Raw genomic sequence first — 26,049 nt, 5'->3', positions numbered from 1 at the left:
GTTGAAAGCCTCGAGCGACGACGACGCTGGCCTCGTCGCTCGTTGAAGCCAAGCTTCGAGAAAATAAGCGTCTTTGGCAGTCGCGCCCGGCGCGAGTTCGCTTTTACGCCCCTACTGCGGCGATGCGCCGGCCTTCGCGTGTCGAGCCAAGATTAAAAGCGAAGGCTACAACCCCGCCGGAAGGGATCGAGACGGGACTATGGCCTGAATGAGTGCCGGCCCGTTTTGTGCCCTCGCGGTAGCGACTGCGGTGCTCAGCTCGGCCGCGGTAGTGGCGACGGCAACCTGAGCGATACGCAATGCGCGCGCTAAACCAAGGTAGTCCCAACGTCCAATGACGGAGATCGGCAACGGCGCCGAGGCGCCGGAATAATAGCCAGGGTCGAGCAGATACTGCTCATAACCGTAAAGACCATTGTCGACGACCACCACGATCGCGTCGAGCGCATAACGTGCCATCGTCGACAGCGACTGAGCGGTCATCTGAAAGCCGCCATCACCGCAGATCACGACCGGGCGCTTCGCCTTCGCTGCGGCAACGCCGACCGCCGCGGCTACCGAATGTCCGATCGAAGCCCAAATCGCGCTCGCCAGGAAGCTGTTCTGCACCGGCATGCGGATGCGCGCGGAGGGGTAGATGCCGAGGAATGTGTCAGCGACCATGATCAACCCGGGATCGGGCGCCACGCTCTGCTCAATGACTTGGAATAACTCGTCGTAGCTCATCCCTGGCGCGACGGCCGTCGCGACTGTCGCCGAGGTCCGGCCGGTCGGCGGCAAGGCCGCGTCCCGGTCACCATCCCAGGCGGCCTCTCCGAGTTCGTGCACCCGGTATGGCGGCAAAGCAGGCAACGGCTTGTCGCTTTCGACGACGGCATTGCGGTCGAGCTGAGCGATCAATTCGGGGAAGCTCAGCCGTTCAGGCGCGCCGTTGAAGGTCACGACGCTGCCGTCCCAAACCCGGATCGTCTTCGTTGACTGCGGAACCATTATGGTCGCGTGACCGGAGCCGAACACTGCTCCCAGCGAAACGACGAGATCGGCTCCGCTGATGGCCGCCTTCAGAGTCTGCGGGGCCTTCTCACCGTTGAAGACGCCGAGAAATTTCGTGTGCTGCTCGGACAACGTCGTTCGAGCAAGCAAGGTGGTGGCCCACGGGATCTTCAGCTTATTGATGATCGACAGCATCCCGGCGGCGAGGCCATAGCGCTGCACCTCGACGCCGACGATCAGAACGGGAGCCTTGGCGGCCTTGATCGCCTTCAGAATAGCGCTCGCGGTTTTCGCTGCGGCTCCCGCGGGGATAGAGAGATCGAGGGGCGCAGTAGGTCGAGACGTGTTCGCGCCCAGCATGATCTGCGGGATTTCGAGGTAAACCGGGTGCTTGCGTACGATCGCGGTGCGGATGGCTTGGTCGACCTTTCCGGGGATCAGCGCCGGGTCCGTGGCACGCTCGCAGAAGGCCGTCAACGGCTGAAGGACTTCCAGGTCGGTATGCGGCCGCCCTATCGAGTGCGAGTACAACACGCCGGTGCTCGTCTGGTCGCCGATGTTCTTGTCCGAAGGACCGCCGTTGACGATGAACACCGGGCTGCGCTCCACGTATGCCCCGGCGTTGGCGAGACTGAGCGTTCCCGGACCGTATGAAACGGCGACCACCGACAGGCCGCGTACCCGGGCATATCCGTCGGCGGCATAACCCGCTTCGAGATCGCTGCTCGTGACGATGGTCGAAAAGCCAGCCGCCCTTTCGGCGGAGTAATAGAGTGCGGCATTGTAGAAGGACGGCACGCCGAACAGCGTATCGACGCCTTGCTCCTTCAGCCGTTCGATGACGTAGTCCGAGATTTTGAATGCCATCGCGCAATCTCCTACTTGTTGCGCATCAACCAGGGTCTCGCGTCGGCGGTAGCGAAGGAGCGGCCCGCAAAGACGTCGCGCGCCATCTTCAGGATGTGAGCGCATTTCACGGGATCGGGATTTTCGTCGTCGACCTTGCATTCGTAGGAGCCACCGACGACGACATGGTCGGAACGTGGAAAGACGTAGGTCTGACCCGTACTGTACAGCCATTCGAGCCCGGCCTGAGCCGGCAACCACACGAGCTGGCCCGTGATCGGAATGACGTCCGGGTCATTGAACAGCTTGCCCGAGCCCAATCCAGTACAATTGACGATGATCGTTTCGTTCAGGCTGATCACGTCCTGGACCGACCGGAAGACCTTGTGTTGCGGAACGATGTTCGCCGCCGCGAGGTCGTCTCTCAAGCGCTTCAGCAGGACCGGCGGCTCGACCAACAGGGTGTGGTAGCCGAAGCCGGGCGAAGTCAGGTGCTGGAAAGGAAGGTGATTTAGCTTGTCGGGAGGCGGGACTACATCGCTGGGTATCTTTCCGAAGGTATCGCTCTCGACCTTCGTGTAGTTGACGCGCGACGAAACGCCGAAGCTTGGTCCCCGAGACTGGTGCATGGTGTACGCGGTCCGGAGGATATCCTCGAATTGCTGCTTAGCTTTCGCATTTTTTGCGTCGTATTTGACCACGGACGGGGCCCATTGTCCGCCGGCGACGTCGGAAGTCGTGCCCGTCGCGCGATCGGCATAGATCGCCACGTCGTGGTCCGGAGCAAGCAGCGTCGCGGCCGTGAGGCCCATGACACCCGCGCCCATGACCGCAATCCGCGCGCGAGTGCCGTTCGGGACGAGCGTTCGAACGAGCTTGACGACGGCGTCGGCGCATCCCCAACTCATCGTGATGCCGGCGCCGCCGTGGCCGTAGTTGTGCACGACGTGTTTTGGTCCGAAGGCCTGAATTTCCAGCCTATAGGTATTCCGCCGAAACGGCCGAACTCCTGCCTTGAAGACGCACCCCGGAGGATTGCAGGTGAAGTCGGGCGACGGAAGGACCAAGTTTGGACTGGTTTTCATTGATCGCTCCAAACAATACTCAAATCGAATAGGCTAGACCAACGGTATGCTTTGCGGAAAGCGGAAGACGTTCCCGGGATCGAGGGTGCGCTTCACGGCCTTGAGGCGGCCAAGGTTCGGGCCCCAGTAGGCGGTCGGCCAGTTCTGCAATTCGCTGTCACAGTAGTTGATATATGCCTTGCCCGGGACGTACGGCCGCATCCCGGCATAGAACGCCGACATGGCGCAGAGACGTTGCTTCGTCGCGCCGCCGCTGTCCCAGCCGGAATAGTAATGGATCATGAAGCTGATGCTCCGACGATGCGGGAAGGCGGTATCGGACTCGCTGAGGCCATCGATAGCACCACCGTAGGCGTTGAAGATCAGCGCGATCTGACTGGACGACTGGCCGACGAGCGCCGCAAGTAATGTCGTCGCGGCCGCAGGCGAAAGCGAAGGAACGAAGTCCGACTTTTCCTTTTGATATCGAGGGTCGGAGCCTGTGCCGGCAAAGAACTTATACGCCTCCCAGAACGACATGGTCTGCAGCGTCCTCGCGCCGCTCAACGGTTCTACCGCTTCGAGCGCCCGGAGACTGGTATCGAGCACCTTAGGCGGCGCGATACTCTGACCGATGCATCGTAGCGAAACGCTGCTGCTGTCGATCCGGCTGATCTTGAGCAAAGCCGTGATGCCCGGATCCGCCGTAGGCGCCCATTTCTGCCAGGCATCGACGACTCTCGTCGCGCGCGCCACCGGCAGTACCCAGTGTTGTACGAAGACGGTCACGTTCGAGATCGGATGCACCGCGAACACAAATCCGGTCGCGATGCCGAGCGAACCGCCGCCGCCGCCACGGCTCGCCCAAAACAGATCGGCATCGGCGTCCTTACTTGCCGACACAATTGTTCCCGCGGCCGTGACCAGCGTGACGGCCGTCAAGTTGTCGCATGCAAGCCCGTAGGCGCGGGCGAGCAGGCCATACCCGCCGCCCATGACGTGACCGGAAATTCCTACGGTAGGACAGGTGCCCGCAACGAATGCGACGCCTTTGCCCTTTAGCGCCTTCTGGATATCGCCGATCGAGGCGCCGGCACCGACCGTCACCGTCATGCTCTTCCGATCGAACGTTACGCTACCGAGATTCTTGATGTCGATGACGACGCCCGGGCTACAGGAAAATCCTTCATAGGAATGTCCGCCACATCGCACCGCGAACGGTAGATGGTTCGCCTTGACCCACGCAAAGACGGCGGCAATGGCGTTCGTCGTGGCGCATATCGCAAACAACGCCGGTGCAATCTGCGTCCGCGCGTTGTAGACCCCGATATGCGTTGCGAAATCGGCGTCTCCTGGGCGGAGCATGATGCAGCCGGGGATGGTCGGCAGCGGCGGCAGACGGATCGGCGCTGGCGACGTATCTGGCGAAGGCCGTTCGTCGGTTGCCTCGTCGGACGGCGCCGACGCCCGATCCATGTCCGGAAAATGATAGGGACTTTCCAACGACTGCCCTCCCCATGCACACCAGCCGCGGCCGCGCCGGCTCGATGCGAAGTTTACCCGCACGGTCAGGTCCGGCGGCAAAGCGCTCTTCCCGACGCAGCGATTCGCTCGGTCTGTTCTTCCGAACTTCTCGATGCCGCATTCAACGGTTGCTACGGTAAGATGGAGCGCACCTCGCTGTCAATTTTTGGTTGACAATCGCGCAACGTGTGATGCCATCATATTCATTGTGGCGCGCCGCCTGCCTTCGACGAAGTGCGCAAATAGAACGCCAAATTTCTTTCGAGCCCGCGCGCGGGAAGTGATTTCGACTCGCCGCTCCGCGGCTGCCTAATTTCGAGGACATCCAGATGACCACCGCGATCTCCAATATTTTCGTTCTGATGCTCGAAAACCGCTCCTTCGATCACATGCTGGGCTTCTCCGGAATTTCGGGAACGGACGCTGTCTCGGGGAGGACCAGGTCGGTCAATGGACTGAGCGGGACGGAGTCCAACAAATTTCAGGGAAAGGATTTTCCCGTCACGCAGCCCGCCGACCCCATGATGCCGGTAGATCCCGGTCACGAATTCACCGACACTCTTATCCAGCTTTGCGGGCCAGGCGCGACCTATCAACCGGGTGGCAGCTATCCGGCGATCGACAATAGCGGCTTCGTCAACAACTACGCCTCGCATGCCTCCAGCAAGTTCGGCGACATCATGAGGTGCTTCAAGGCGGACCAGCTACGCGTCCTGAACGCTCTGGCGAGGAACTTCGCCCTGTGCGACGGTTGGTTCGCCTCGATGCCGGGACCGACCTTCCCCAACCGCTTCTTCGCATGCGCGGCCTCCTCCGGAGGCTTGGACCATAGCCCGACTGCCGGCGAAATTCTGACCTGGGAGACGATTGCCGGATTTCGGTTTCCCAACGGCTCGATCTTCGACGCACTTTCCCAAAAATTCGCGACGGGATGGCGCATCTATGCAGGCGATAATTTTCCCCTGGCGGCGGCCCTCAAGGGGATTCACCATGCCGACGTGCATAGCTTCAGAAATTTCGCAACGGATATCGGCAACGCGAATTATCCCTGGCACTACACGTGGATCGAGCCGAACTACGGAGACGTCATGGGAGGCACCTACAAGGGCGGAAATTCGCAACATCCACTCGACGGCGTGATGCAAGGCGAAGCTCTCATCAAAGCAACCTACGAGGCGATCCGAAATTCTCCGCATTGGAACAGCAGCCTGCTGATCGTCACTTGGGACGAACATGGCGGCTTCTACGATCACGCCCAGCCTCAACGTGCGGTGCCGCCGGGCGATACACAGCCGGGTTCGAAGTACAATCAGTTCGGGTTCACGTTTGACCGATGCGGCGTCCGGGTGCCGGCCGTCATCGTCTCGCCGCTCATCCCCGCCAACATAATCGACAACCGCAAGTACGATCACGCGTCCATTCCAGCGACGGTCGAAGCGGCATTCGGGTTGCAACCCCTTACGGCGCGCGACGCGGCTGCCAACAACGTGTTATCGCTTCTTTCGCTAACCAAGCCTCGGACGAATTGCCCGAAGACGCTTCCCAGACCGGCGAAAGTAGCCGCCCCGAAGACGAAAAAGCGCAGGATTCCGAAGCTTCCCGAAACCGTCAACGACGGTAACGTGCCAGGCCTCTTGCTGGTCGCGATGCGACTGGACATGGAGATTTCGCCGCCGTCCGAGATGCACGCGATCCTCAATCGCGTGCAGACAATTCAGACACGCGGACAAGCACAGCAATACCTCCAAGAGGTGGAGAACAAGAAGAAGGCGCTCGATCGTATAAAGATGCGAGCGAAAGGCGCGCCCAAGAAGAGGAGGAAGAGTCGGCGCAATTCCTCTCGTTAGTCCGTTCCCGCTAAGCCGGAAGATCCGCTTCGCGAATTGCAGTTTATCCATCGGCGACGACGGCAACCGAGGTAGCGCCATCGGCCGCCCGATTCCCGTCATCGACGTGGAGTGTGCCTTCAGATTCCGCACGTCACGGTGCGGACTTGTTTTGCGTCTAGGGATCCGTTTGGACGCACGAGGTGCTATGGTTGTCGTATTCGAGCTGGAGTTCGTAGAAATTGCCGCTCCAGCTTTGATTGGCCTTCTTGCAGATCCGAGTATTCGTCTCGAAGACCCAGGCGCACAAGTCTCCGATCTCCGCGCCCGTCGAGGAATACTAGGCGTTCAACAAAGGACCCGTGGTCGCCTCGGTAAGCTCATGACTGGCGACACTGGCCGCGGCGTGGCCGTCAGCGGTGCCGTTCGGAGAAGGAGTGCTCGCGATCTGGCAGTATGTCGTATCGGCGTACGGCATGTTTCCGTAAACGATGGGGCGCAGCTCCCAAAGCGGGTGGGCGCGAGATCTGGCGCATCGCCAATACGAGCGCCGACATGACGTATGACCTTGCGCTGGTGGCACGCGACAGCGGCCGTCCGCTTCGATGCAGCTGTTAGCGCGCGACGGAATCTCCGCCGCGCAGGAGGGAGCCGATCGCGCCATCATGGTGGAGCGCGTCCTCATGATGCCGAGTTCGCGCATCGAAGTGGCCATCGACCGCAATGCGAGCGAAGGTTTGTTCGACGAGTCCGCTGCGCTCGCGGCGGTTCTAAAGACCTACGGTTACTATACCGGCGGTGACGCTTGGCCGCGGTGGACCTCGCGTCCGTCACTTTCGCGGCTGCACCCGCGGCGCCAACCGCATCACGTGTGGTCGCCCATCACAAGACGGCGGGTGCTCCGTCGGTCGCTAGGGCTTTCGAGCCGCTGATCGTGTCGCCTTGGAATCCAGCGCCTGCGTCCACGCCAAAGGCTGCAACGTCGGAAGTCGGAAAGGCGAAGGGCGATCGGCGTACCTTCGTCCTGCAATCTGGGGGTGGACACGACGCGCACGAGGCCATGGCGAACGAGCACCCGCTTCCACTGAAGAGTGCAAGCCCCTTTGCCCGGGAGGGGAGCGGGTGGTAGCTCTCGCCATCGACAAAAGCACGGGGGTCGAGAAGTTTAAGATAGGGACAGCCCGGGCCAAGCGAAGCAAACTGACGCCGTCGGAATGGAATGACGTCGTTCAGAAGGCGATCGACAATTCGGCGCAGTTCGGGAAACAGGGGTCATCCCTTCTGTGCGCACACGCGGGGACGTCGGAAATTTGGAACGTCGTCAACAAGCCGTTCCAGGACAATCAAGAGAACCACAACTTCCACGTCCATCAGTCGAAGTTCGAAGTCGTTGCCGTGGACGGTCCGACTGGACGCATCTCGCCGCCACGAGGGGGAGCCGCCGCCAAGCGGCTTGTCGATAACTATCCAGTACCCATTGGGGGCTCGATCCGCATTCGGATCCAATTCACGGCAAATCAGGTCGGTGGGCGGTTCGTGCTGCATTGTCACATCCTCGAACACGAGGACAAGGGCATGATGGCCGCCATCGAAGTATTGCCCCGCTAATCATATTTACTCGCTCGTATAGATTCGGACACACCAGGTCGTCAAAATCCATCCGGTCTCCCATCGGTGAGCTGCGTCGGATCGCGGCGTTCGCCGGAACGATGTAGCATACGGCTTCGCAAGAAGGCCGATGCTTCGAACTCAAATTTACCCATCGCGGAAGTTGGATGGTCGAGCGGATCGCCGGCGGTCGCCCGATCGACGTGATCCCCATCGCTTGGGCGCGAGGCTTCCGCTCAGATCCTGAAAACAGGAACAAGTATCAGAAGGTGAAGACATGGAGGCGCGCCTGCAGGATCCGTCGCCATTGGTGGCTGCGCTAGGGATTAGGGCGTAATTTCCCATTCGGTGAAGGCGTTTTTGGGCGTCTACGGCCCGATCCGCGCATTGTTTGCGTTAAGGGCGCTGCGACCTAGGGAACCGGAAAATCCGCGAGTCGCCGTCTCGGCCGCTGATGTAAGCATCTCGGACTCGAACTTTGAGAAGCGGCCGTTGCATGTCTTGCAGACGCAATTCATCAGCGCAGTTGTTTCCCGGTACCACAGAGCGCGCGGGAGGAGACGTGCTCGTTGTCGAACTTTGGCTCGGACCCTTGTGCCGCAGTAGACGCAGTGATGGACCATGGATAACTCCAGCGGTAAGGTCGCGAACGGCCGTGTGGAATACGCCCCTCGCGGACGTCCATCGAGGGGCCCAGATTGTGGTTATCGGGTGCCGAACGACAAATCGTCGAACGGCGGCATGAAGAGGAGCCGTGAGTTGTCGGGTCCAGCTTCGAAAGTTAGATCCTCATCCAGAGGAAGGCGATCGTACTACCGAATCCAGCGACGATCACCCATGCCGAAAGTCTCTAGCAACAAAAGACCTTCGGCAGTTATCCTCCGCTAGGACGGTAAGCCCGGGCGTAAATAGTGTCTGCAATCTTGCGACCTGCTGCGTCTCCGCCTTCAGCGTCGAATTTCCAGTGTACGCCCAAATGCACGCGGCTCGCCTTGTTCGCTTCGATTAGGTCCTCAATGCTGTCGAACCGGAGTGGTCGCAATGGACGAGTGTCATCTTTGAAGTTGTCAACCGTCACTCCATTCACCGAGAATCATATGGATCCTCCTGGATCATTGCGTTCGATGAAGTTCTCGATATGCAGATATGAGGGCGTACGATTCGGATGAATTCTGCCCGGTTGGGATAGGAATTGATCGAGCGATCAAGCGAAGCGCGGCGCTCCTCCTGTTATCTAGTTTCGAAAATTGGTGGACGTCGGAGGGAGGTTTCTGTGCCTCGAAGAGGCACAGCTTCGCCTGCGAGGGCGAAACTGCTGATTGAAGGCCGTGCTCGAAAACCGGAGCCACGCCGTCGGTCAGTCATCGGATAAGCGCACCCTTAGGGTAGGCCGGGGTCAGCCGGTCGGCCTTTTACGCGCCGCTTCATCCGGCGGGACTACTGCGCAACAAATCCGTCAATTGCGCAGCGTCTGTGGGTCGGGAGTCACCGGAGCCCACTCCTGCCTTCAGCTTTGACACTGTCAGCTTTTGCCGATGCCATTCGGCCTTGTCCGCATCATCTCCACTGCCTGGCTAGCCTGAAGCGCGGAGCCCGTTGAGGGGCTGGCTATGTCGTCCGCTTTTCGGGGACGACGTGGGCGCGATGGTGCCGACGGCCGCCAGAGCGTTTGCGCCAGCGGGCTGTTTCGTGCTCACATTCCGAGCGTTGACCGATGACGCACCCTGGTCGACAGCAGCACATTTGAGTGGTACAAGCGGCAAATCGAAGAGCGTTATAAGCGATTGATTTTGCTGAAGTTTGGCGGATTGACGTCGAGTCCTGATTATCACCTTCAAGCTCTTCTTCGTCGACTAATTCGAGCCCCGGAATTCTTCTGATTGCGTTGGCAAAGTTTGTGACGGCTCCACGGACCTCGAACACCAACAGCCGTTCTGGTGCGAGCGCAGAGGGGTCAGCGCGCAGCGTCAGCCCGGAGGGGTCCCGGCGAAGCACTTCATCCAAGCGTCGAAAACGTGGGCCGAAGGTCGCGTTCTGAGCGGCGGGAGAATATTTAGCCGGCTTCGGGATTTTTAGCTGCTTGCCGGCCGGTCTTGCGGTCGGATTGCTCGGCGTTAGCCGTAACAGTGGTTTGGTTGGATCGCCCGCCATAAATGTTCTCTGGTTTTACCCTCGACGACCAATATTCAAGTTCGGCCGTTATCGCTGAATTGATCGAAAGCTCACCGAGGCCGAGAATTTGACGGCGGCGGACGTTCTGACAGAAGTCCAGAACCTCGGCATATGAAGTCGCGTCAATCTTTTCAGCCAATTCCTGAGCCGATAGTGATGGGCGTTCCGGCCAGCCGGCAAAAAGTCGCCCGATAAAATGCGCGATTTCCGCGAGTTGAGGAGCCGGGAATGAAAGCTTGAGCTGGAAGCGCCGCCACACGGCGCGATCGAGTAATTCGGCATGGTTGGTAGCAGCGATGGTCACAACGTAGCTGGGAAGCTTGTCGATCTGCATCAAAAGGAATGAAACAACCCGCTTTATTTCTCCGGTTTCGTGGTCGTCTCCGCGCTCTTTGCCGATCGCGTCAAACTCATCGAAGAAAAGAACGCAGGGCTGGGTACGTGCATAGTCGAACAGCGCGCGAAGGCGCGCGTTCGTTTCACCTAGATAGCTTCCAACCAACGCGTCGTACCGAACGACGAAGAACGGTAACGCAAGCCCCTCAGCGATCGCCTCTGCAAACGATGTCTTGCCGTTGCCGGGCGGGCCCGACAGAAGAATGCGATGTCTCGGCTCATAGCCGCTCGCTCGGAGCACGTCAGCGCGCACGTGCTCTTCGATCAGTTGAAGACCCTCCGCCCGAGCAGGCAAAGGCAGGACCAATTCGTCGAGCGATATGCGCGGTGTGACTTCGAGGATTGTGTCTCGGCCGGCCGCGGTGGTCGGGCGTTGAGACGATGTCGCCAAGCTGGGCGGAGTAACGGCAACCGTTTGCAACGCGCGTTCGAGCCGATCCGCATACGCATGATGGCTCTTGGCGCGCTCGTCAGCGACGATCGCCTCAACAGTGGAGCGCAGCATGGGCTTATCGCCGGCAACGCCGGCGCGCACGAGTGAGACTAGGAGATCGCTTTTGGCCATAATGGACAACCTATACGGATATTTTAGCGTCTCGACACTGCTACGAAAGGCGCTTCCTTGTGAACAACTGGGCGCCGGCTGGCGTTCCTGACCGGCCGGCGCTAACGCCCGTTTTGGTCACCTAGCATCTTCGAAGCGAATTAAGATATTGAGAACGCGTACAGAATAGTCGTCTGGTGGCTTGCCTCAGCGGCGGCGTCACGTCGCCGATCGTCGACCGGCCTTGATCGGTACGACCAAACCGGAGCGCCTCAGGTCGTCCAGACGATCGGCCCACCACTGCATCATGCGAACCCGCTCATCCCAATACTGCGCCGAGTTGTAGGCGGCCCGGACCTCATCATTGTCTTGGTGGGCAAGCTGCCGTTCGATCGCGTCGTGATGCCACCGGCGGCTTTCATTGAGGAGGGTCGACGCCGTGGAGCGGAAGCCGTGCGCCGTCATCTGGGTCTTGTCGTAGCCGAGCCGGCGGAGGGCGGCGTTCAGGGTGTTGTCTGAAATGGGGCGATGCCACGACCGGATTTGGGGGAAGAGGAAGCGAGACGATCCTGTTACCTCGCGGAGGGCCGCGATCAACGCGAGTGCCTGTCGAGAAAGCGGTACCTTGTGCGGCCGGGGCATCTTCATCTTTTGCGCCGGAATGTCCCAGATGGCGTTGTCGGTGTCGAATTCAGTCCATTCAGCGTGGCGAAGCTCGCCCGGCCGGACGAAGGTTAGCGCGATCAGCTGCAACGCGGCGCGCGTGGTGGCCTGACCGTCAATGTCGTCGATGGCGCGGAGCAGGGCGCCGACTGCTTTTGGTTCGGTGATGGATGCGCGATGCTGGACCTTCGGCGCGATGAGGGCGCCGGCGAGGTCGGCCGATGGGTCGCGCGCGGCGCGGCCCGTCACTATCGCATAGCGGAAGATGCGGCCGGAGAGGCTGCGAGCGCGTCGCGCGCTCTCATACCGGCCGCGGCGTTCGATCTTTTTCAAAGCATCCAACAATTCCGGAGCCGCTATTTCCGCAATGGGGCGATCCCCGATCTCAGCGCACAGCAGGTCGACCAGTCATTTCTTTTTCTTGAGGGTCTTGGGATCGTCTCCCTCAACCTCGAACTTGGCCACCAGTTCGTCGGCGATGATCCGGAAGGTGTTGGTCCGGGCAAGGCGGGCAGCTGTTCGATCGAGCTTCCTCTGTGCCGATGGGTCAACCCCTTTCGCCAAGAGAGCCTTGTTGGCGTCGCGCGCATTGCGAGGCTCGGCGAGGCTCATCGGGTAAGCACCGAGTGCGATCAGCTTCTGCTTTCCGTCGAACCGATAAGCTTGCCGCCATAGCCGCGAACCGTTGGTCTCGACAAGCATGTGTAGACCACCGCCGTCGCTGACCTTGTAGGCGTTGGTCTTGGGCTTGGCAGAGCGGCAGGCGGTGTCCGTAAGCGGCATATGAGGGGTCCCCCAGTGCTACCAACACACCGATCGGGCCTACCAACAGTCCTACCAACAAAATGGGCGGTTGGTCGCAAGCGATCGCGAAGGTCGGCGAATAGAAAACTGCTTATTTTCAAGCATTTCTATCACGCGAGCGAAGGTCAGCGAAAGTGGGGGAATGAACTATTGGTGCCCTGGCCGATACCGCTTAATCCCATAACCATATGCAACTAAAGTGGTTTTTAGCATCAGTTGTGACCGATGCCAACAAAAATACCAACAAACTGACAAGCGCTGTTGGTCGCCAAAGAGGCTCCTCGGCGGCGGACTCCACAATCGCCGCGCGACCGGAATCGAACCCAGCATTGCTTCGAATTCTCGACGGGATCGACCTAACATGATTATCGCGAAGTCAATGGCGGGTCTTTGTCACGTGCACGCGAAGCCGACGCCGAGAGCGCTGATCCTCGACGCGCTGCACGTCCAATGCCGATGGCGGCAATGTCCGACAACACCTGAACAAGACGCTGCGGATCGTGGACTGCAGGACTGCCCCCGGCGGTGATCACTGCGCGCGCGGCTCCAGTTCGACCGCCTCGACCCAGCTCAAGCGATGAGGGCGCGTTCGACGACGATGTAGTGGAAGCCTAACTGGCCCACGACACGGAGCACAAAAGCGCCGCAGCGCAAGGTGTTGGTGCGGGGCCACCCCGGCAAGGGCGACAACAAGAACATCCCCGTCATCTATAACCGTGCTGCCTATTGGGTCGAGCGCGTGCGTTTAATGCAGTATTAGTCTGATCGCCTCGATAAGCCTGCGCGACAGTGCGCCCGCCGTCTCGCTGAACAGATCGGCGGCCTAGCCCGCTCTCGTTTCGACCCTCCGCAGCGAAGCGTGATATTCATCCACGCTGTCGAGGTCGATCATGGTCTTGCCTCCCATTTTGTAGGCCCTGATCCTCTCGAGGGCGATCAGCTCATAAGCCTTAGTCTTTCCGAATTTGCCATACCGGCAACCGTCCTTGAATTCGACGATTCGGCGCCGGTTGCTGTTATCATTGTCAACCATGAGTCCCTGCATGTGCTTCGATGATCTCCCCATAATCGGCTCAAGCCTTGCTGAGTGAGATGAGCATTTTCCTAGTGCGACTCTTTTGCCGATGCGGGCTTACAGAAAGGCGCCGCTTTTGCGGTAGTTGACGAGTTCCCGCTGACTTTGTTCAACGCCTTCTGCGCGTAACCCTTTTGCCCAGGATGCGTGATCTGTATCGCCTTCGGTGCCAAACAAAAGGCTTCTGATGCCGCGGCTAACTCCTGCGCGCGGCAGCGTACAAATCGGACGGATCGGAAGCGTCGTTGGCAAGCTCGTAGCCTGCCGTCCCGTGCTCGCTTGGCCCTGTTCGGCAACCTCAGAAGCGCCGGTGGAAGCGAAACTTCAAATCCTTAGAGTCAGACGTTCCAATTAGTTCCTGTGCAACATTGCAACAGCTACAGCGAAATTTGCCGTCGTCCTCTTAAGGCTGAAGCAGGAGTTCGATCCCGCTAGGGAGCGTCCAAAATTTTAGTGACATAGATCTGTTTCGGCGAAGCCGTCGAATAGCCGGATATCCGTTCTCGCCATTGCGGCGAGCTTACCGAACATCGTTGGCGACAACTGTCGCGTCGAAGAACGCTATTGCCAAAGTGCTCTTTTCACTGAGGCAAAACTCCGCGGGACACATCATGTCGGCAAACAAATCATCTTTATTTGAGGATGGATATTGACTGGAAGGTCACGATGATGGCTCGATCACGGGCTTTCATGGAGTTTTCATGCACGCCCCATCGCCACGCAAGAGCACAGCAGACAGCGAGCCGTCGCCACGCTCCAGCCCCTCAAATGAACGTCCTTGGACCGCAGTAGAAAAGCATAAGCTGCGAGGCATGGTCGATCGAGGACTGCCGACGAGCAAGATTGCCCGCAATCTCAAACGACCACATGCCTCCGTTGTGGCGATGGCAACGAGCTTGAGGCTGCCGTCCGAAAACTGAGTCCATCCCGGCACATTGCCCAACCCGCCGGGGCCGAACGGATTGGCTCCGTCTGCCCATAGGGCACCGAAGAATATCTTTCTCACAAAGCGGACTGCGCAAACTATCCGAGATGCGGCACCAGGAGTTTTCGAGTCGCGTCCGCGAATTCGGCGACGACATGGCGATAGGCTGACGCTTCCTGAGTGGTCGCGGCGCGCGGCGGATAGCTCGCGCCTGCCGTCTGCAGCCGTTGCAGGCAGAATCGGTCCAACACCTGCACAAACCAGACCCAGCGATGGTCGCCGCCTGGGTCTTACCCTTCGCTTCGAATGCAAGGCTTCTGACGCCTACCGGGACGACATAGACTGTATGCGCCGTTTTGCGGCAGACAGACAATGACCCACTCGATGGGATCGAGGGGATAGCCATGCTTCACTTCCCGAGATGATTAGCGGAACAATCAAAGCTCGCTCTGACATCAAACCTGGATGGGCACGAAGTGGTTGATCGCCAATACGTTCCCAGGACCCGAAACTACGTCGACGGCGCGTACCCCATTCTTCAGAAGCGCGAGCTGTTCTGGACGGAATACACCGGCTCGCTGCTCCGCGACCACTTTGTTTAGTCGCTACGCGAAACAGGCGCCGGAAGTCGCGTCGACCCAGCCGCCGCAGAGATCTAGCCAAGGGACCGGGCCAGCCGCTCGGCGGCCCCGGTGGGTTGCTTCGCCCGCACGCGCGGGATCACCTCGAGCGCAAATCGGCGCATCTCGGCCTCGAACGGCTGGAATTGCAGCATGAAGAGCTCAATGCCGGCTGCATGGAAGGCCTCGATGCGCGCTGCTACCTCGTCATAGCTCCCGACCAGTCCCGCTGCCGTGCCGCCATTGCTGCCGACGCGCGGCGTCTTCTGCATCGTCTGCATCATCACGACCTTTGGGTCGGTATTCTGCTTCTGGATGGCCCTCATCGGTGCATCCTTTGCAGCCAGGCTAAGCAGCCGCTCATAGGCCGCCTGCGCCTGCTCCCGGGTTTCGCGCGCGACGACGAAGGCCGACAGACCGAAACGAAGCGGCGCCGCACCCCGCGGACGCGCGGCGACATTGGCGATCAGGCCGGCCACATCCTCCAGGGGCTGACCATTGATGAACCAGACGTCACCATGGCCAGCGACCAGGTCGCGCGCTGGCTCGGATTCTCCGCCGACATAGATGGCAGGGCGCTTGCGGTACAGGCTGGTCGGGCGCAGCGCATAGTTGGAGACGTTGAAGTGATCGCCTCTGTAGTTGAGGCGTTCACCCTCCATCAGGCGCGAGACTACCGAGATCCATTCCGTGCCATAAGCATACCGAGCGTCATGATCTGGAAAGCCAATCCCCGCCTTCTCCAATTCCGGGCGGTTCCAGGCATTGACGAGGTTGATCGCAAAGCGGCCGCGGCTGATGTTCTCGATGCCGAGTGCGAGCTTCGCCAGCACGACGGGATGATAGAGATAGGGCTTGATCGCGGCGATGATCTCGATTCGAGTGGTCAGCGCCGCAATTGCCGCCGCGGCGCTCCAGGCCTCAAGTTGATCGAGATCTTCCTGATGTGGATTGATCGTATGTTGCGCGATCAGCGTAGAGTCATAACCGAGCTCTTCGGCTGCGAGCACCAGATCCCGATTACGCTCCCATGACGCATCATAGGGCTCTTCCGGGTCATGGTGCGTAGCTCGCGGCCCATGCACCAGCGCCCAGATGCCGAAACGAATGGGTGCAATCGCCATCATGCTCTCCCGCAACTTTCTCTCGCTATGCCATCGCATCGGTACGCGTTCTCGCCGCGGGCTGACGAAAGATCAAGCACATCCACCTCAAAAGATTTTCTTTGTCGCGCACCGGTGCCGTGACGGCAGCAGATCACTCCTGAGCGAACGACAATTGAAATAGTGCTCTATTTCTGTCGAGCCCATTTCGTGGGACATTTTCCGCGGATGGCAAGTTGTTGGAATCGCACCTCCTGCATCAGATGCGGTGCGTGGAACGGGGTCTCACGTCTTGAGCAATATCGAACTGAGCCAAATCGACCACACGGTGATCGGTGCGGATGATGCGCCGTCATCGCAGGGCAGCGTTCAATCGCCGGCGCGAGGAAGCAAGCTTGGTGCTCGCGGCCTTCAGCTCCTGTCCTGGATCGCGCCCGTGCTACTCGTCATTGTCTGGGAGGCGCTTGCACAGGCGGGATGGCTTTCGCCACAGGTTCTGCCCGCGCCGAGCAAGGTCATCCGAACAGCATTCAGGCTTGCGACCACCGGGAGCCTGTTGAACGACCTCGGCGTCAGCCTGCTGCGTGCCGCAGCCGGCTTTGCGGTCGGTGCTGCGGTTGGCGCCACGCTGGGCGTTCTTGTCGGCTTCTCGCGAATCGCGGAGGCCGCGATCGACCGCAGCGTGCAGATGATCAGGGCCGTCCCTTTCCTCGCCGCGCTCCCCCTCGTCATCGTCTGGCTGGGCGTCGGCGAAGCGGAAAAGATCTTCCTTGTCGCGCTCGGCGTCACGTTCCCGATCTACATCAACACCGTGCTCGGCATCCGCCAGGTCGATCCCAAGTTGCTCGAACTTGGTCGGGTCCAGGGCCTGAGCTCGATCCAGCTGATCAGACGCATCATCCTTCCCGGCGCGTTGCCCTCGATCCTGACCGGCGTCCGCTATGCCCTGGCCACGGCCTGGCTCGCGCTGGTGGTGGCTGAAACCATCGGTGCCCAATCGGGGATCGGCTTCCTCGCGATGGATGCGCGCGAATTTCTGCGCACAGATGTGATCGTCCTGACGATCGTGATCTACGCGCTGATCGGCGTCGCGGCCGACGCCATTGCCCGCTTTCTCGAACGTCGCCTCCTCGCCTGGCATCCGAACTACGGAGCGGAGCGATGAACGTGCACGTCGCTCCGCAGTCTTCTACGCCATTCGAATCCGGACCGGCTGTCGTTGTCAGCAACCTCGTCCGCAGCTACGGCAGCCGCGTCGTGATCGAGAAATTGAACCTGCGCATCGATCGTGGGGAGTTCGTCGCCCTGCTCGGCGAGAGCGGGTGCGGCAAGACAACGCTGTTACGGGCGCTGGCTGGGCTCGATCCCATCCAGCGTGGTCGTATCGTGGCACCCCGCCGGCCGGCCGTGGTGTTTCAGGAGCATCGGCTCCTGCCGTGGGACAATCTTTGGCACAACGTGGCGCTTGGCTTGCAGGTTCCGGATCCTCGCGAGCGCGCCGCCGAAGCGCTTACCGAGGTCGGCCTCGGTGACAGGCTCGAAGACTGGCCCCGCCATCTCTCCGGCGGGCAAGCCCAGCGCGTCGCCCTCGCCCGCGCGCTGGTGCAGCAGCCCGAGCTTCTGCTGCTTGACGAGCCGTTTGCCGCGCTCGATGCGCTGACCCGTATCCGCATGCACCAGTTGGTCCGCGAACTGGTGGCCAATCATCAGCCGGGCGTCCTGCTCGTCACCCACGATGTCGACGAAGCGATCACCCTCGCCGATCGGATCCTCGTGATGCGCAACGGCGCGATCGCTTTCGAGCATCGCGCCGTGCGTGACGGCTCGACACCTATCTCGCGCGCCGAGCTCCTCGGCGAGCTTGGCGTGGTCCCCCATTCTCACAGCTAGTCATCCGGAAGGCCGACATGTCCGACTTTTCATCCGCCAAACCATCCCGGCGCAGCTTCCTCGGCTCCTTAGCTTTTGGCATTGGCGCGCTCGCTGGCATGAATATCAGCGAATTCGCCCAAGCCGCACCTGGCCGGACCACCGACACAGTTCGCCTGACCTGGGGCTTGAGCGGCCTCAACCTGATCGCCAAGGAGCGTGGCGAGTTCGAGAAAGTGCTGGCCAAGGACGGCATCAAGGTCGAATGGCTCGGCCCCTTCCCGAACCATGCGCCGACCCTGCAGGCGGTCACGGGCGGAAGCGCCGACTTCAGCTTCGGCGGCAGCACGACCCCGGCGCTCGCCGCGATCATTGCAGGCTCGCCGCTGGTGTTCACACAGTTCGTGGTCTACGAGCCCCGCACCACGGCGATCATTGCCAAGGACGGCTCCGGCATCGACAAGGTCGAAGACCTCGTCGGCAAGTCAGTTGCGGTCAACCGCTCCGGCCTTGGAGAATTCCTGCTGGTCGCCGCGCTGGAGAAGCACAAGGTTGACCGTTCCGCGGTGAAGTTCGTCTATCTCAATCCGCCTGATGCCGCGCCGGCACTTGCCTCCGGCAAGGTCGACGCCTGGTCGATGTGGAGCCCCGGCGTCGATATCGCGCGGCTTGAATACAAGGCGCACGACATCTTCCTGGAAGGCCGCGATCTCGAATTTCAGATCGACTACACGTCCTACCTGACCACTCGCAAATTCGCGACGGACAATCCCGCGCTGGTGCGGGCCGTGAACGATGCGTTCCGCGCCGAAGGGAAATGGGCCTCGGAGAACGCCAAGGACGCCGAGTACATCGCGCAGAAGACCGGCAAGTACAGCGATGAGCTCCGCGACCAGTTCATCGCGCTGAAGCGCCAGTATCGCTATTTCGCGGTCAATGACGAGCAGTTCGTCAGCGAGCTGCAAAAGGCCGCCGACTGGCTCGTCGCCCGCAAGGTTCTGCCCGAGCCGGTCAGGGTGGCCAATCATCTCGCCCAGCTTTGAGAGCCCTCCAGCCGGTCAAGGCAATGAACAAGACCTATCGACGCTCTCCCTGACGCCGTCGGAGCCGCTCAAGGCCGGCTCTCCGGAACTCAAGGCTCTACTCAACCAGATCGCCAAGGGGGCCAGTGACCGCGTGGCGCGGGCAGAGTTGTTCTTGGACTTCCTTACTTCTGAGCAGCGCGGATCGCCCGCCGCTCGTTCAAAATCAACTGGAGTGTTTGGGCAATCGGCTTGCGTTGCCGATAACATTCTCGGAAAATGAAGACGCCGCTCAACCCGATAAGGGGAGCGGCGCTTAGCTTAGTACGCGTGACAGGCGAAATGCTCCCTTCGGATCGCGTGTTTGTAGTGAGACTTTCACGCTTAATGATTTTCGGTCCATCGACCCAACGCGCAATGGCCACCGGAAATAGTAGAGGCCGTGGCGCGACACGGCCAGATAGGAGCAAATGCCTCACCAAAGTGTCCCACCAGCGGACATCCCGGAGCCAAGGCTTTGATCTTCTTCTCTTCTTCTTCTTTCGAGAAATGGTGGGCCCGGCAGGACTCGAACCTGCAACCAGACCGTTATGAGCGGCCGGCTCTAACCATTGAGCTACAGGCCCCGCTGCGGGCGACCGCTGAAAGGTGGTCGGCAACGGTGCGCGGCTCGTCTACAGGATGGCCGGCAATCCGGCAATGCCAAATTGGTCCGATTGAGCCGCGCCTTCGGGAGCCCTTCCGAGCCGCCGATCGACGGGGCACCAATCTATCAGGAGCGCCCGGATACAAGGACTCTGTGCGACGAAGACGGTCACGTCAGCTTGGGTGAGACGTTGCAGCAGCAAGTAGTACGAACCTGGCTCGATCATCCATCGATCGCAATTAGCGCATTTGCCGTCTTGGCTATGCAATCTCCTCGATCCAGGGCTGGTGCAGCTCTACGAACGCCGAACCCAGATTTTTGACGACGAAGATCGAATGAAAGTGACGATGGAATTTCTTGAGAAAGAGAATCGCTCGCGGAAAGACCTTGTGGTCCAACTTTCCCATCATTTTCCTCGACCAAGCACTCCTTCGAATGGTGGATTTGCTCGGTTAGGCTGCGATGCTCGGCTTGGCAAGAACGGTGATGATCCAGCGTGTGGGGTTGCTGGGGGACTTAACTTCCATGACCGACCGGACCAACCCTGTGACGAGCGAGCCCCCTATCCTCAAGGTTGTTTTTTGCCCGCGATGTTGGTCATAGCGGCAGCGCCTTGCCACCTTTGGATTAGTCGTCTCGACTGTTTGCATGCGGGTATCACCTCATAGTCACTCAACAGAACTCGACGCCGATCAGGAGACCTTTTTGCCATGAAACCTTGCAACGCCTACCCTGGTCCGCGCGAAAGAGTTTAAGTTGAAACACGGGCCTGACGAACGTTAGATCCTCGACCCTGATTGTCGCGCCGCCTTTGGAGATGTCCAACACCGAACATCTCCTCGTCGCGAAAGCCCCGTCGATTGCCATCCACGCTTCTTGATTGGTCCTTCTGCGGGGAGAACGTGGTTTTCTTCCGAATATTGTCATTAGCCCAAACTCCATGCTTGGGAACGGGCAAGGGAAGGGATAGTTGCAGGTCCAAACAATTCGACCTTGTTGGTCGAGGCTGCCGAAACTGCGCGTTCTAAAATTCGCATCCCATGCTACAGCGCATAAAATGCCAGAGAGCGTATCGGAACCTGTCGTGCTCCCGGAACGATTGCCATTACTCGGGGTTCACGCAGCGCCGCATTCAGGGGCAAGGAGATATTCCTGAAGAAGCTGCTGCTGCCCGGCTGCCGCGCTGATCTCGACGGGCGCAATGGCCCAGTCCACGGTCGCCACGACCACGGGCGCCGGCGATGCCGCCGTGCAGATCGAGCCGGAATACCGCACCAAGACCCGTACCTACGTGACCGAGCACAAGATCCGCCCGGTCGAGATGCGCGAGAAGATCGTCGTCGGCCAGCCAGTGCCGCGCAACGTCGCACTCGAGGCGGTCCCTGCCGACTGGAGTCCCTCGCTCACGAAATATCGCTAGAACCTATCTCAAAATTGAAGATCAGCGTCGATCGGCTATAAAGGAAAGATGATTCGGCTGACGGACGAGCAATGGGAGCGCATCCGGAGACACTTTCCGGAAGAGCACCTTGCCGACGGCCGGCCGGGCCGGAAGCCGATTGCGACGCGTCAAGTTCTCGACGCCGCTCTTTGGATTTTGAACACGGGCGCGCAGTGGCACATGCTGCCGCAGTGCTATCCGAACTATAAGACCGTACATCGTCGCTTTCAGAACTGGTGTCGCAATGAAGTGTTGCGACGCGTTCTGACCGATATCGCCAACGAACTTCGCGAGGAAGGCTTGCTCGACGAAGAGGAGTGTTTCATCGACGCGACCTTTGCGATGGCCAAAGGCGGCGGCGCAGAGATCGGCCCAACGAGGCGCGGGAAGGGCTTAAAAATCATGGCGATTGTGGATCGCTACGGTTTGCCGCTTTCAGTGAGCACGCATGCCGCGAACCATCACGAAGTGCGCTTGGTACAGCTCTGCTTCGACTTCTACATGATCGAGGCCAAGCCAGAGAACCTGATCGGCGACCGCGCCTATGACAGCGATGGGCTCGACGATGAACTGCGGTCACAAGGCATCGAGATGATCGCGCCACATCGTTCAAACCGAGTGCGGTCGCTCACCCAGGACGGCCGCAGGCTCCGTCGTTATACTCGGCGTTGGCTGGTCGAACGCTTCTTCGCCTGGATACAGTGGCGGCGGCGCCTGCTGGTCCGCTGGGAGTTCTATCCGCAAAACTTCCTCGGCTTCGTCCAGCTCGCTTGCCTGCTGATCCTGTTTCGACAATTTTGAGATAGGTTCTAGTTTTCTGCGATCACGACGGATTCGCTGTGCGGCCGGCGCAGATTCTGGCCTTACCGACCTATTGCACGCGATCTCGGTTGCTAAGCCTCTCTGTGCGGGATAGCAAAGCCCTCGCAGATCGTGACGAAAGCTTTTTTCGCCTCGGCATCCTCGAAGCAAAAATGCGCTCCTTCGGCACCTCGCTCAATCGACCAGTCGATTTTGCTTTGTCGTGCAATGCGCGATGCCTCTTCGCGCAAGTGATCCAATTGCCTGCCGGAGGCCCGGACAATCACACAATCTGTCATTTCGAACGCTCACTAACTCAAAAATTTAGTTCACGATGTATGGTCGGGCGTCACCGGCTTCCTAATTTTGGCCAACACCCGTTGCAGTCGCCGTAATACGACTGACCGCGTCGAGACAAGACCATTACACGCCTTGATGCAAGCCGTCCGAGACAGGTCTGGGCCGTGCACATTGTTTGAAAGAGGGCGCGGTGGTTCCTCCGGACGCCGGCCGCGCCACGGTTCCAACGGGGCCGGCACAACCTGCGTTAAGCTTCCTGATCGGGAAAACTTGGAAACGATGCGTTTTGGGTCTAGGATCATGCCACCGGGGCTGGATTGCATTTTTTCACGATGAGCATTTTGAACCCGGAGGGCCGTCGGCGGTATTGTCGGCGGCTTTTTTCAAGGAGAAGCGGTGGGTTGGGCTGCCCTATCTGGCAGTTGGCGTCTGCGCCATTGTCGCAGCCTGGTTGGTGATGAACTGGCTCGTCCCGCGTGGCCGAGTCGTGGGGGGGGGACGTCAATGCATGACTGGAAGAGCGAACTCGATGCGCTCGTCGCTGAAACGACGGCGTTCGCTAAATCGCTGAAGGTCGAGATCGAGCTGCCGCGGCCTCAGCAGAAGGAAATCGTCGAGCTCGCTGGCCTCAGCGTGCCCGACCATGGCGGCAGCGAACGCGATGAGATCAGGAAGCGGGTCGAGAGTTTCAAAGCGCATCAAGAGCGCTTTACGCGCGAGCGCGAGGAATATGCCGAGTCACTGCTGCGCCGGATCAGGCCGATCACCCAGAAGAGCTCGCTGAACGGTTCATGAGCTCCGCCAAGTCCCTTAAGTCGTGCAGCTCAAGCAATACACGCTCGACGGCAAACCTAAAGGCCCGGGAATTTTCCGCGTTTCGGCCTTGCTAAGCTCTCCGTAGACTTAGGGCCACCCCGAATCGATTCATTCCGGAGCGCGAGAGTTCTCAAGCCCCGTTAGCGCTTTCCGCCGCACATGTACCTCGTGACGCTGGAAAGATGCGTTCCTTTCGACAAGCAGCAGGATTGCTGCTCTGAACTCGGAGCTCCGTCCCACCCGAGCTTCTTTCGAAGGCAATCGGCCCACGGACGGCGACCCGCCATTTGCCATTGACAAAGATCAAGACATCAAATCCGGATCCGCTATCCTTCTGCAAGACTTAACGGAGGCTAGAGGTCTCATGCGCAACCTTCTGTTCATCGGTGTGCTTGCACTTCCCATCGTCATCGGTTTTGGATCGCCCTCGACCGCCGCTCCGCGGGGTCGTTCGTATATCCCCCCGGCTCGGCAGGACGTTTATTGCTTGCAGGGACGTACCTGGGGATATCCGGGCAATTGCCAGTTCTCGACCTATGATCAGTGCATGGCCACTGCATCCGGCACCTACGCCTATTGCGGCATCAATCCGGTCTACGCGTTCGCGCGACAGAGAGCGCAATCGCGCTGATGTCCGATGGTCAAGCGTGATGGAGACATTAGTCTGAGTCCTGCTCATACAAATGGACCTGCGGTGCAGGGTTGAGAGACGTTGGACTTCCGCCGATCGGACGAGCCCCCGTTCGAGCAAGCCGCGCGATGCAGTCACCTCAGGTGCGTCGGACGAGACGCAGGACCGATCGAGATGCGGCCTCATCTGCGTCACGCGCAGTCGCGCGTCGCTCTTTAATTCAATTCAAAACAGCGGGAATGCGTCAAACAGACATCTGCTTGTTGCGTTTTTGTCAGCTTCTTCTACCATGGTGACCTCTCGAGTTTTCGACTTTGGGTAGTTTCTACGTGGCGCTCGTCACGCGAAAGCTACATTGCATTATCTGCTAGAAAACGAGGGAGATCTTCCAAATGTTAGATGCCCCCACCACCGCGCTCCTACGGGTGGTCCTCGACAACGTCTGCAAGAATCTTTCCCGGTACGATACCGGTGCTCGCACCCATGTTGCCTCGACAATTCTGGAAGCTGCGAGCACAGGAGAAATAAGACCTGACCGCCTTACACAGATCGGTCGCGATGCTCTTTGCAAAGCCCCGCCGGTGAGGCGATAGGCTCGCCAAGTATGATCGGTCACTGAAGAGCCGCTGAGCCGGTCCTGCAGCGACGATCGAGTAGGGATTGCCTTTTTGCGTGGATTTCGATGCGCCCGCACTAGCAGTCGTGATCGCGAGCAGGGTCCTTCATCTCATCGATCGAACGGAATCAGAACTCATGATCCTGATGGTGCTCGTCGCGCTGATGAGGAGAGCTTGGTACAAGCGCGGCAGGACCTGACAACTTCTGTAGGGCGTCTCCCTATCGGGACCGGGCTGTCGGCTTCGCTGAAACCCCGGCGGTCTGCCGGGTTTTCACCCTTCGGGCTTTCATCCCTGACGCAAGCTGTGGCGGGAGCAAATTCGCGGGCGTCGGCCATGGACGATGCAGGTGAGGAAGAGTGGCGCGGCGTTGGCCATGACGAGTTGAGGGCCGGAGGAGAGCCCTCCGGCGCCCGTCATGGACATTGCGCCCATGAATATGCAGGTTCTTGATGTCCGCCGAGATGTCAGCGGCGGTTACAGGGTGGATGTGAGCCGCGGCGAGCGCGTCGGTCGGGTATCCTCGGAGTGGTTTTCCCGTCCGGCCGATGAGCGCTATCTGTCGCTCGACGAATTGGCCCGCACGGTGCGTGATCGCACGGACCGCAGCCGGACGCGCGTGGTCGACAGCGCGCTCATCCATGTAGAAGCAAACCGTGCCGACCCCGAGCGCTTGGCCCTGATGCTGCCCGGCTCGGACACGCCGGTCGCGCTGACCCACTGGAGTTTTGGCCAGCTTGCGAGCCAAGTTGGCGCTCCGGCTGCCTACCTCCGACAACTTCCCGCGGCACTCGCACGCGTCAACCTGCAACATGGCCTGATCGCCAATCGCGCCTTATCCTAACAGTGTGATCCTGTCCCAGAATCAAGCATGGAGCGGCGTCACCTGTGTTGCGGTGAAGCTCTTCAGACGTCCGAGTCAAGCGTTCCCGCAACGTAGCGAGGACAACGCTTGACGCGGCGGCGCCACCACACGCTAATCAAAGGGGGGCAGGCGAAGTCCTGCAACCCTGCAACCCTGCAACCCTGCAACCCTGCAACCCTGCCACGCGGCGAGCGGGAGAGCGCGAGGGGAATCCCTCATCCGAAACAGAAAGGGTGCGCCGACGGCGCTCCGCTTAGGTATGTGCGTGCAGTTGTACTTTACGAACCTTGACGCGCTGTCGCGTCCACTTCCTTCTTCCTTCTTCCTTCTTCCATTGATGGTCTTGCAGTGAGTACCGCGCCCGGCGCGCTCGACGTCGCCGAGCGCGCCGGGCTGATCGACGGTATGCCATTCATTTTAATGGATGCGCGCGCTGCCGCCGTTTCGGCATCGACGTCAACGTGACGCTGCACACGCTGCGGCACACCTTCGCCGTCAACATGCTCTCCATGCTGATCCGTGAGAAAATCGGGATCTGTTCGATCCGCAGGATCGGCATGGCGCAGCCTACCGCCGGATCCTTGGGGATCCGCTGCAGAAGCTCCAGCACCTGTTAGGCCACGCCAGCGTGACCAGTACCTACATCTATCTCGACAGTTTGCCGAGGCGCAGGAGCTGGTCGACGCGGCCGCCGATCGCTGGGCTGAAGATCGCAATGGTGGCCGGCGAACGCCCACACGAGACAGTGAAGTACGTCGACGTCTCCCCATCGATCTGCATCATCTGTCGCCATAGCGTAAGCGGCGTGTCTCCCGCACCTTGTTGCTGTTGAGCAGACCGGCAATATGCGTTCCGTCTTGAAGAGGACGGTTTGCATA

The 26,049-nt window shown here is 59.9% G+C and carries 19 protein-coding genes, 1 tRNA gene and 1 pseudogene; 10 read left to right on the top strand and 11 right to left on the bottom strand.

The features are described from left to right. Window positions 1–165 precede the first annotated feature (165 nt). The 3 genes from XI09_RS15245 to XI09_RS15235 are packed head-to-tail and all read right to left on the bottom strand — an operon-like array spanning window position 166 to window position 4,487. Complete coding sequence (locus XI09_RS15245; protein WP_271567545.1) at window positions 166–1,860, bottom strand: thiamine pyrophosphate-dependent enzyme; 1,695 nt, start codon at window positions 1,858–1,860, stop codon at window positions 166–168. Between the two features lie 11 nt (window positions 1,861–1,871). Continuing rightward, window positions 1,872–2,936: an FAD-dependent oxidoreductase gene (locus tag XI09_RS15240; RefSeq protein WP_271567544.1), complete on the bottom strand. Its 1,065-nt coding sequence runs from the start codon at window positions 2,934–2,936 to the stop codon at window positions 1,872–1,874. A gap of 21 nt (window positions 2,937–2,957) precedes the next feature. Next, window positions 2,958–4,487, bottom strand: a complete 1,530-nt coding sequence (locus XI09_RS15235; RefSeq protein WP_271567543.1) for an FAD-binding oxidoreductase — start codon at window positions 4,485–4,487, stop codon at window positions 2,958–2,960. A 269-nt stretch (window positions 4,488–4,756) separates the two neighbouring features. On the opposite strand from XI09_RS15235, the gene XI09_RS15230 reads away from it, so the two are divergent. Together XI09_RS15230 and XI09_RS15225 are read left to right on the top strand one after the other, a co-directional pair. Continuing rightward, entirely contained in the window at window positions 4,757–6,274 is a 1,518-nt protein-coding gene (locus XI09_RS15230; RefSeq protein ID WP_271567542.1) for an alkaline phosphatase family protein, read from the top strand. Window positions 6,275–7,375: 1,101 nt separating this feature from the next. After that, on the top strand, window positions 7,376–7,861 hold the full coding sequence (locus tag XI09_RS15225; protein WP_271567541.1) for a multicopper oxidase domain-containing protein: 486 nt from the start codon (window positions 7,376–7,378) through the stop codon (window positions 7,859–7,861). Window positions 7,862–9,914: 2,053 nt separating this feature from the next. Here XI09_RS15225 and XI09_RS15220 read toward each other — a convergent pair. The 5 genes from XI09_RS15220 to XI09_RS15205 all read right to left on the bottom strand — a co-directional run bounded on the left by XI09_RS15220 (window position 9,915) and on the right by XI09_RS15205 (window position 16,184). After that, window positions 9,915–10,994 carry an AAA family ATPase gene (locus XI09_RS15220; RefSeq protein WP_097669662.1) on the bottom strand — a complete coding sequence of 360 codons (1,080 nt, stop codon included), beginning with the start codon at window positions 10,992–10,994 and terminating at the stop codon, window positions 9,915–9,917. Window positions 10,995–11,192: 198 nt separating this feature from the next. Next, window positions 11,193–12,020 (bottom strand): tyrosine-type recombinase/integrase, encoded by an 828-nt coding sequence (locus XI09_RS45775; protein WP_442869594.1) that lies wholly within the window; start codon window positions 12,018–12,020, stop codon window positions 11,193–11,195. Window positions 12,021–12,044: 24 nt separating this feature from the next. Next, window positions 12,045–12,419 (bottom strand): Arm DNA-binding domain-containing protein, encoded by a 375-nt coding sequence (locus tag XI09_RS45770; protein WP_333939093.1) that lies wholly within the window; start codon window positions 12,417–12,419, stop codon window positions 12,045–12,047. 844 nt (window positions 12,420–13,263) lie between these two features. Continuing rightward, complete coding sequence (locus tag XI09_RS15210; RefSeq protein WP_271567540.1) at window positions 13,264–13,473, bottom strand: hypothetical protein; 210 nt, start codon at window positions 13,471–13,473, stop codon at window positions 13,264–13,266. A gap of 1,622 nt (window positions 13,474–15,095) precedes the next feature. After that, window positions 15,096–16,184: an LLM class flavin-dependent oxidoreductase gene (locus tag XI09_RS15205; RefSeq protein ID WP_271567557.1), complete on the bottom strand. Its 1,089-nt coding sequence runs from the start codon at window positions 16,182–16,184 to the stop codon at window positions 15,096–15,098. A 397-nt stretch (window positions 16,185–16,581) separates the two neighbouring features. Between XI09_RS15205 and XI09_RS15200 the strand changes: the two genes are divergently transcribed. Genes XI09_RS15200 through XI09_RS15190 form a run of 3 tightly spaced genes read left to right on the top strand, consistent with a single transcriptional unit; the run spans window position 16,582 to window position 19,075 of the window. Continuing rightward, window positions 16,582–17,328 (top strand): ABC transporter permease subunit, encoded by a 747-nt coding sequence (locus tag XI09_RS15200; protein WP_271567556.1) that lies wholly within the window; start codon window positions 16,582–16,584, stop codon window positions 17,326–17,328. Next, window positions 17,325–18,053 (top strand): ABC transporter ATP-binding protein, encoded by a 729-nt coding sequence (locus XI09_RS15195; protein ID WP_271567539.1) that lies wholly within the window; start codon window positions 17,325–17,327, stop codon window positions 18,051–18,053. The genes XI09_RS15200 and XI09_RS15195 overlap by 4 nt, the downstream gene beginning before the upstream one ends. A 17-nt stretch (window positions 18,054–18,070) precedes the next feature. Continuing rightward, window positions 18,071–19,075 carry an NrtA/SsuA/CpmA family ABC transporter substrate-binding protein gene (locus XI09_RS15190; RefSeq protein ID WP_271567538.1) on the top strand — a complete coding sequence of 335 codons (1,005 nt, stop codon included), beginning with the start codon at window positions 18,071–18,073 and terminating at the stop codon, window positions 19,073–19,075. Between the two features lie 529 nt (window positions 19,076–19,604). Here XI09_RS15190 and XI09_RS15185 read toward each other — a convergent pair. After that, a tRNA-Ile gene (locus tag XI09_RS15185) sits at window positions 19,605–19,680 on the bottom strand. A gap of 1,221 nt (window positions 19,681–20,901) precedes the next feature. On the opposite strand from XI09_RS15185, the gene XI09_RS15180 reads away from it, so the two are divergent. Both XI09_RS15180 and XI09_RS15175 read left to right on the top strand, forming a co-directional pair. Then, on the top strand, window positions 20,902–21,120 hold the full coding sequence (locus XI09_RS15180; RefSeq protein ID WP_271567537.1) for a DUF1236 domain-containing protein: 219 nt from the start codon (window positions 20,902–20,904) through the stop codon (window positions 21,118–21,120). 48 nt (window positions 21,121–21,168) lie between these two features. Beyond that, on the top strand, window positions 21,169–21,942 hold the full coding sequence (locus XI09_RS15175) for an IS5 family transposase (protein WP_271567536.1): 774 nt from the start codon (window positions 21,169–21,171) through the stop codon (window positions 21,940–21,942). A 92-nt stretch (window positions 21,943–22,034) separates the two neighbouring features. Here the strand turns inward: XI09_RS15175 and XI09_RS15170 are convergent, their stop codons facing one another. After that, window positions 22,035–22,241 (bottom strand): hypothetical protein, encoded by a 207-nt coding sequence (locus tag XI09_RS15170; protein ID WP_271567535.1) that lies wholly within the window; start codon window positions 22,239–22,241, stop codon window positions 22,035–22,037. 505 nt (window positions 22,242–22,746) lie between these two features. Between XI09_RS15170 and XI09_RS15165 the strand changes: the two genes are divergently transcribed. From XI09_RS15165 to XI09_RS15150, 3 genes and pseudogenes are all read left to right on the top strand, one after another. After that, entirely contained in the window at window positions 22,747–23,037 is a 291-nt protein-coding gene (locus XI09_RS15165) for a hypothetical protein (protein WP_271567534.1), read from the top strand. Window positions 23,038–23,422: 385 nt separating this feature from the next. Continuing rightward, on the top strand, window positions 23,423–23,689 hold the full coding sequence (locus tag XI09_RS15160) for a DUF3551 domain-containing protein (RefSeq protein WP_097670021.1): 267 nt from the start codon (window positions 23,423–23,425) through the stop codon (window positions 23,687–23,689). Between the two features lie 1,050 nt (window positions 23,690–24,739). Beyond that, window positions 24,740–25,141: pseudogene (locus XI09_RS15150) on the top strand (DUF932 domain-containing protein); the annotation flags it as partial. Between the two features lie 442 nt (window positions 25,142–25,583). On the opposite strand, the gene XI09_RS15145 reads toward XI09_RS15150, so the two are convergent. Then, window positions 25,584–25,781: a hypothetical protein gene (locus XI09_RS15145; RefSeq protein WP_271567532.1), complete on the bottom strand. Its 198-nt coding sequence runs from the start codon at window positions 25,779–25,781 to the stop codon at window positions 25,584–25,586. Between the last annotated feature and the right edge of the window lie 268 nt (window positions 25,782–26,049).

This window comes from Bradyrhizobium sp. CCBAU 11386 (genome assembly GCF_028128955.1).
In the GTDB taxonomy this organism is placed as follows: domain Bacteria; phylum Pseudomonadota; class Alphaproteobacteria; order Rhizobiales; family Xanthobacteraceae; genus Bradyrhizobium.
This window is presented reverse-complemented; position numbering and strand designations above follow the sequence as displayed.

What these genes read in the sequence shown, in the direction of transcription:
- XI09_RS15230 (WP_271567542.1), top strand. Translation starts at nt 4,757, where the DNA reads ATGACCACCGCGATCTCCAATATTTTCGTTCTGATGCTCGAAAACCGC.
- XI09_RS15165 (WP_271567534.1), top strand. Translation starts at nt 22,747, where the DNA reads ATGCATGACTGGAAGAGCGAACTCGATGCGCTCGTCGCTGAAACGACG.
- XI09_RS15195 (WP_271567539.1), top strand. Translation starts at nt 17,325, where the DNA reads ATGAACGTGCACGTCGCTCCGCAGTCTTCTACGCCATTCGAATCCGGA.
- XI09_RS15245 (WP_271567545.1), bottom strand. Translation starts at nt 1,860, where the DNA reads ATGGCATTCAAAATCTCGGACTACGTCATCGAACGGCTGAAGGAGCAA.
- XI09_RS45770 (WP_333939093.1), bottom strand. Translation starts at nt 12,419, where the DNA reads ATGCCGCTTACGGACACCGCCTGCCGCTCTGCCAAGCCCAAGACCAAC.
- XI09_RS15180 (WP_271567537.1), top strand. Translation starts at nt 20,902, where the DNA reads ATGGCCCAGTCCACGGTCGCCACGACCACGGGCGCCGGCGATGCCGCC.
- XI09_RS15210 (WP_271567540.1), bottom strand. Translation starts at nt 13,473, where the DNA reads ATGGTTGACAATGATAACAGCAACCGGCGCCGAATCGTCGAATTCAAG.
- XI09_RS15160 (WP_097670021.1), top strand. Translation starts at nt 23,423, where the DNA reads ATGCGCAACCTTCTGTTCATCGGTGTGCTTGCACTTCCCATCGTCATC.
- XI09_RS15170 (WP_271567535.1), bottom strand. Translation starts at nt 22,241, where the DNA reads ATGACAGATTGTGTGATTGTCCGGGCCTCCGGCAGGCAATTGGATCAC.
- XI09_RS15175 (WP_271567536.1), top strand. Translation starts at nt 21,169, where the DNA reads ATGATTCGGCTGACGGACGAGCAATGGGAGCGCATCCGGAGACACTTT.
- XI09_RS15190 (WP_271567538.1), top strand. Translation starts at nt 18,071, where the DNA reads ATGTCCGACTTTTCATCCGCCAAACCATCCCGGCGCAGCTTCCTCGGC.
- XI09_RS15205 (WP_271567557.1), bottom strand. Translation starts at nt 16,184, where the DNA reads ATGGCGATTGCACCCATTCGTTTCGGCATCTGGGCGCTGGTGCATGGG.
- XI09_RS15220 (WP_097669662.1), bottom strand. Translation starts at nt 10,994, where the DNA reads ATGGCCAAAAGCGATCTCCTAGTCTCACTCGTGCGCGCCGGCGTTGCC.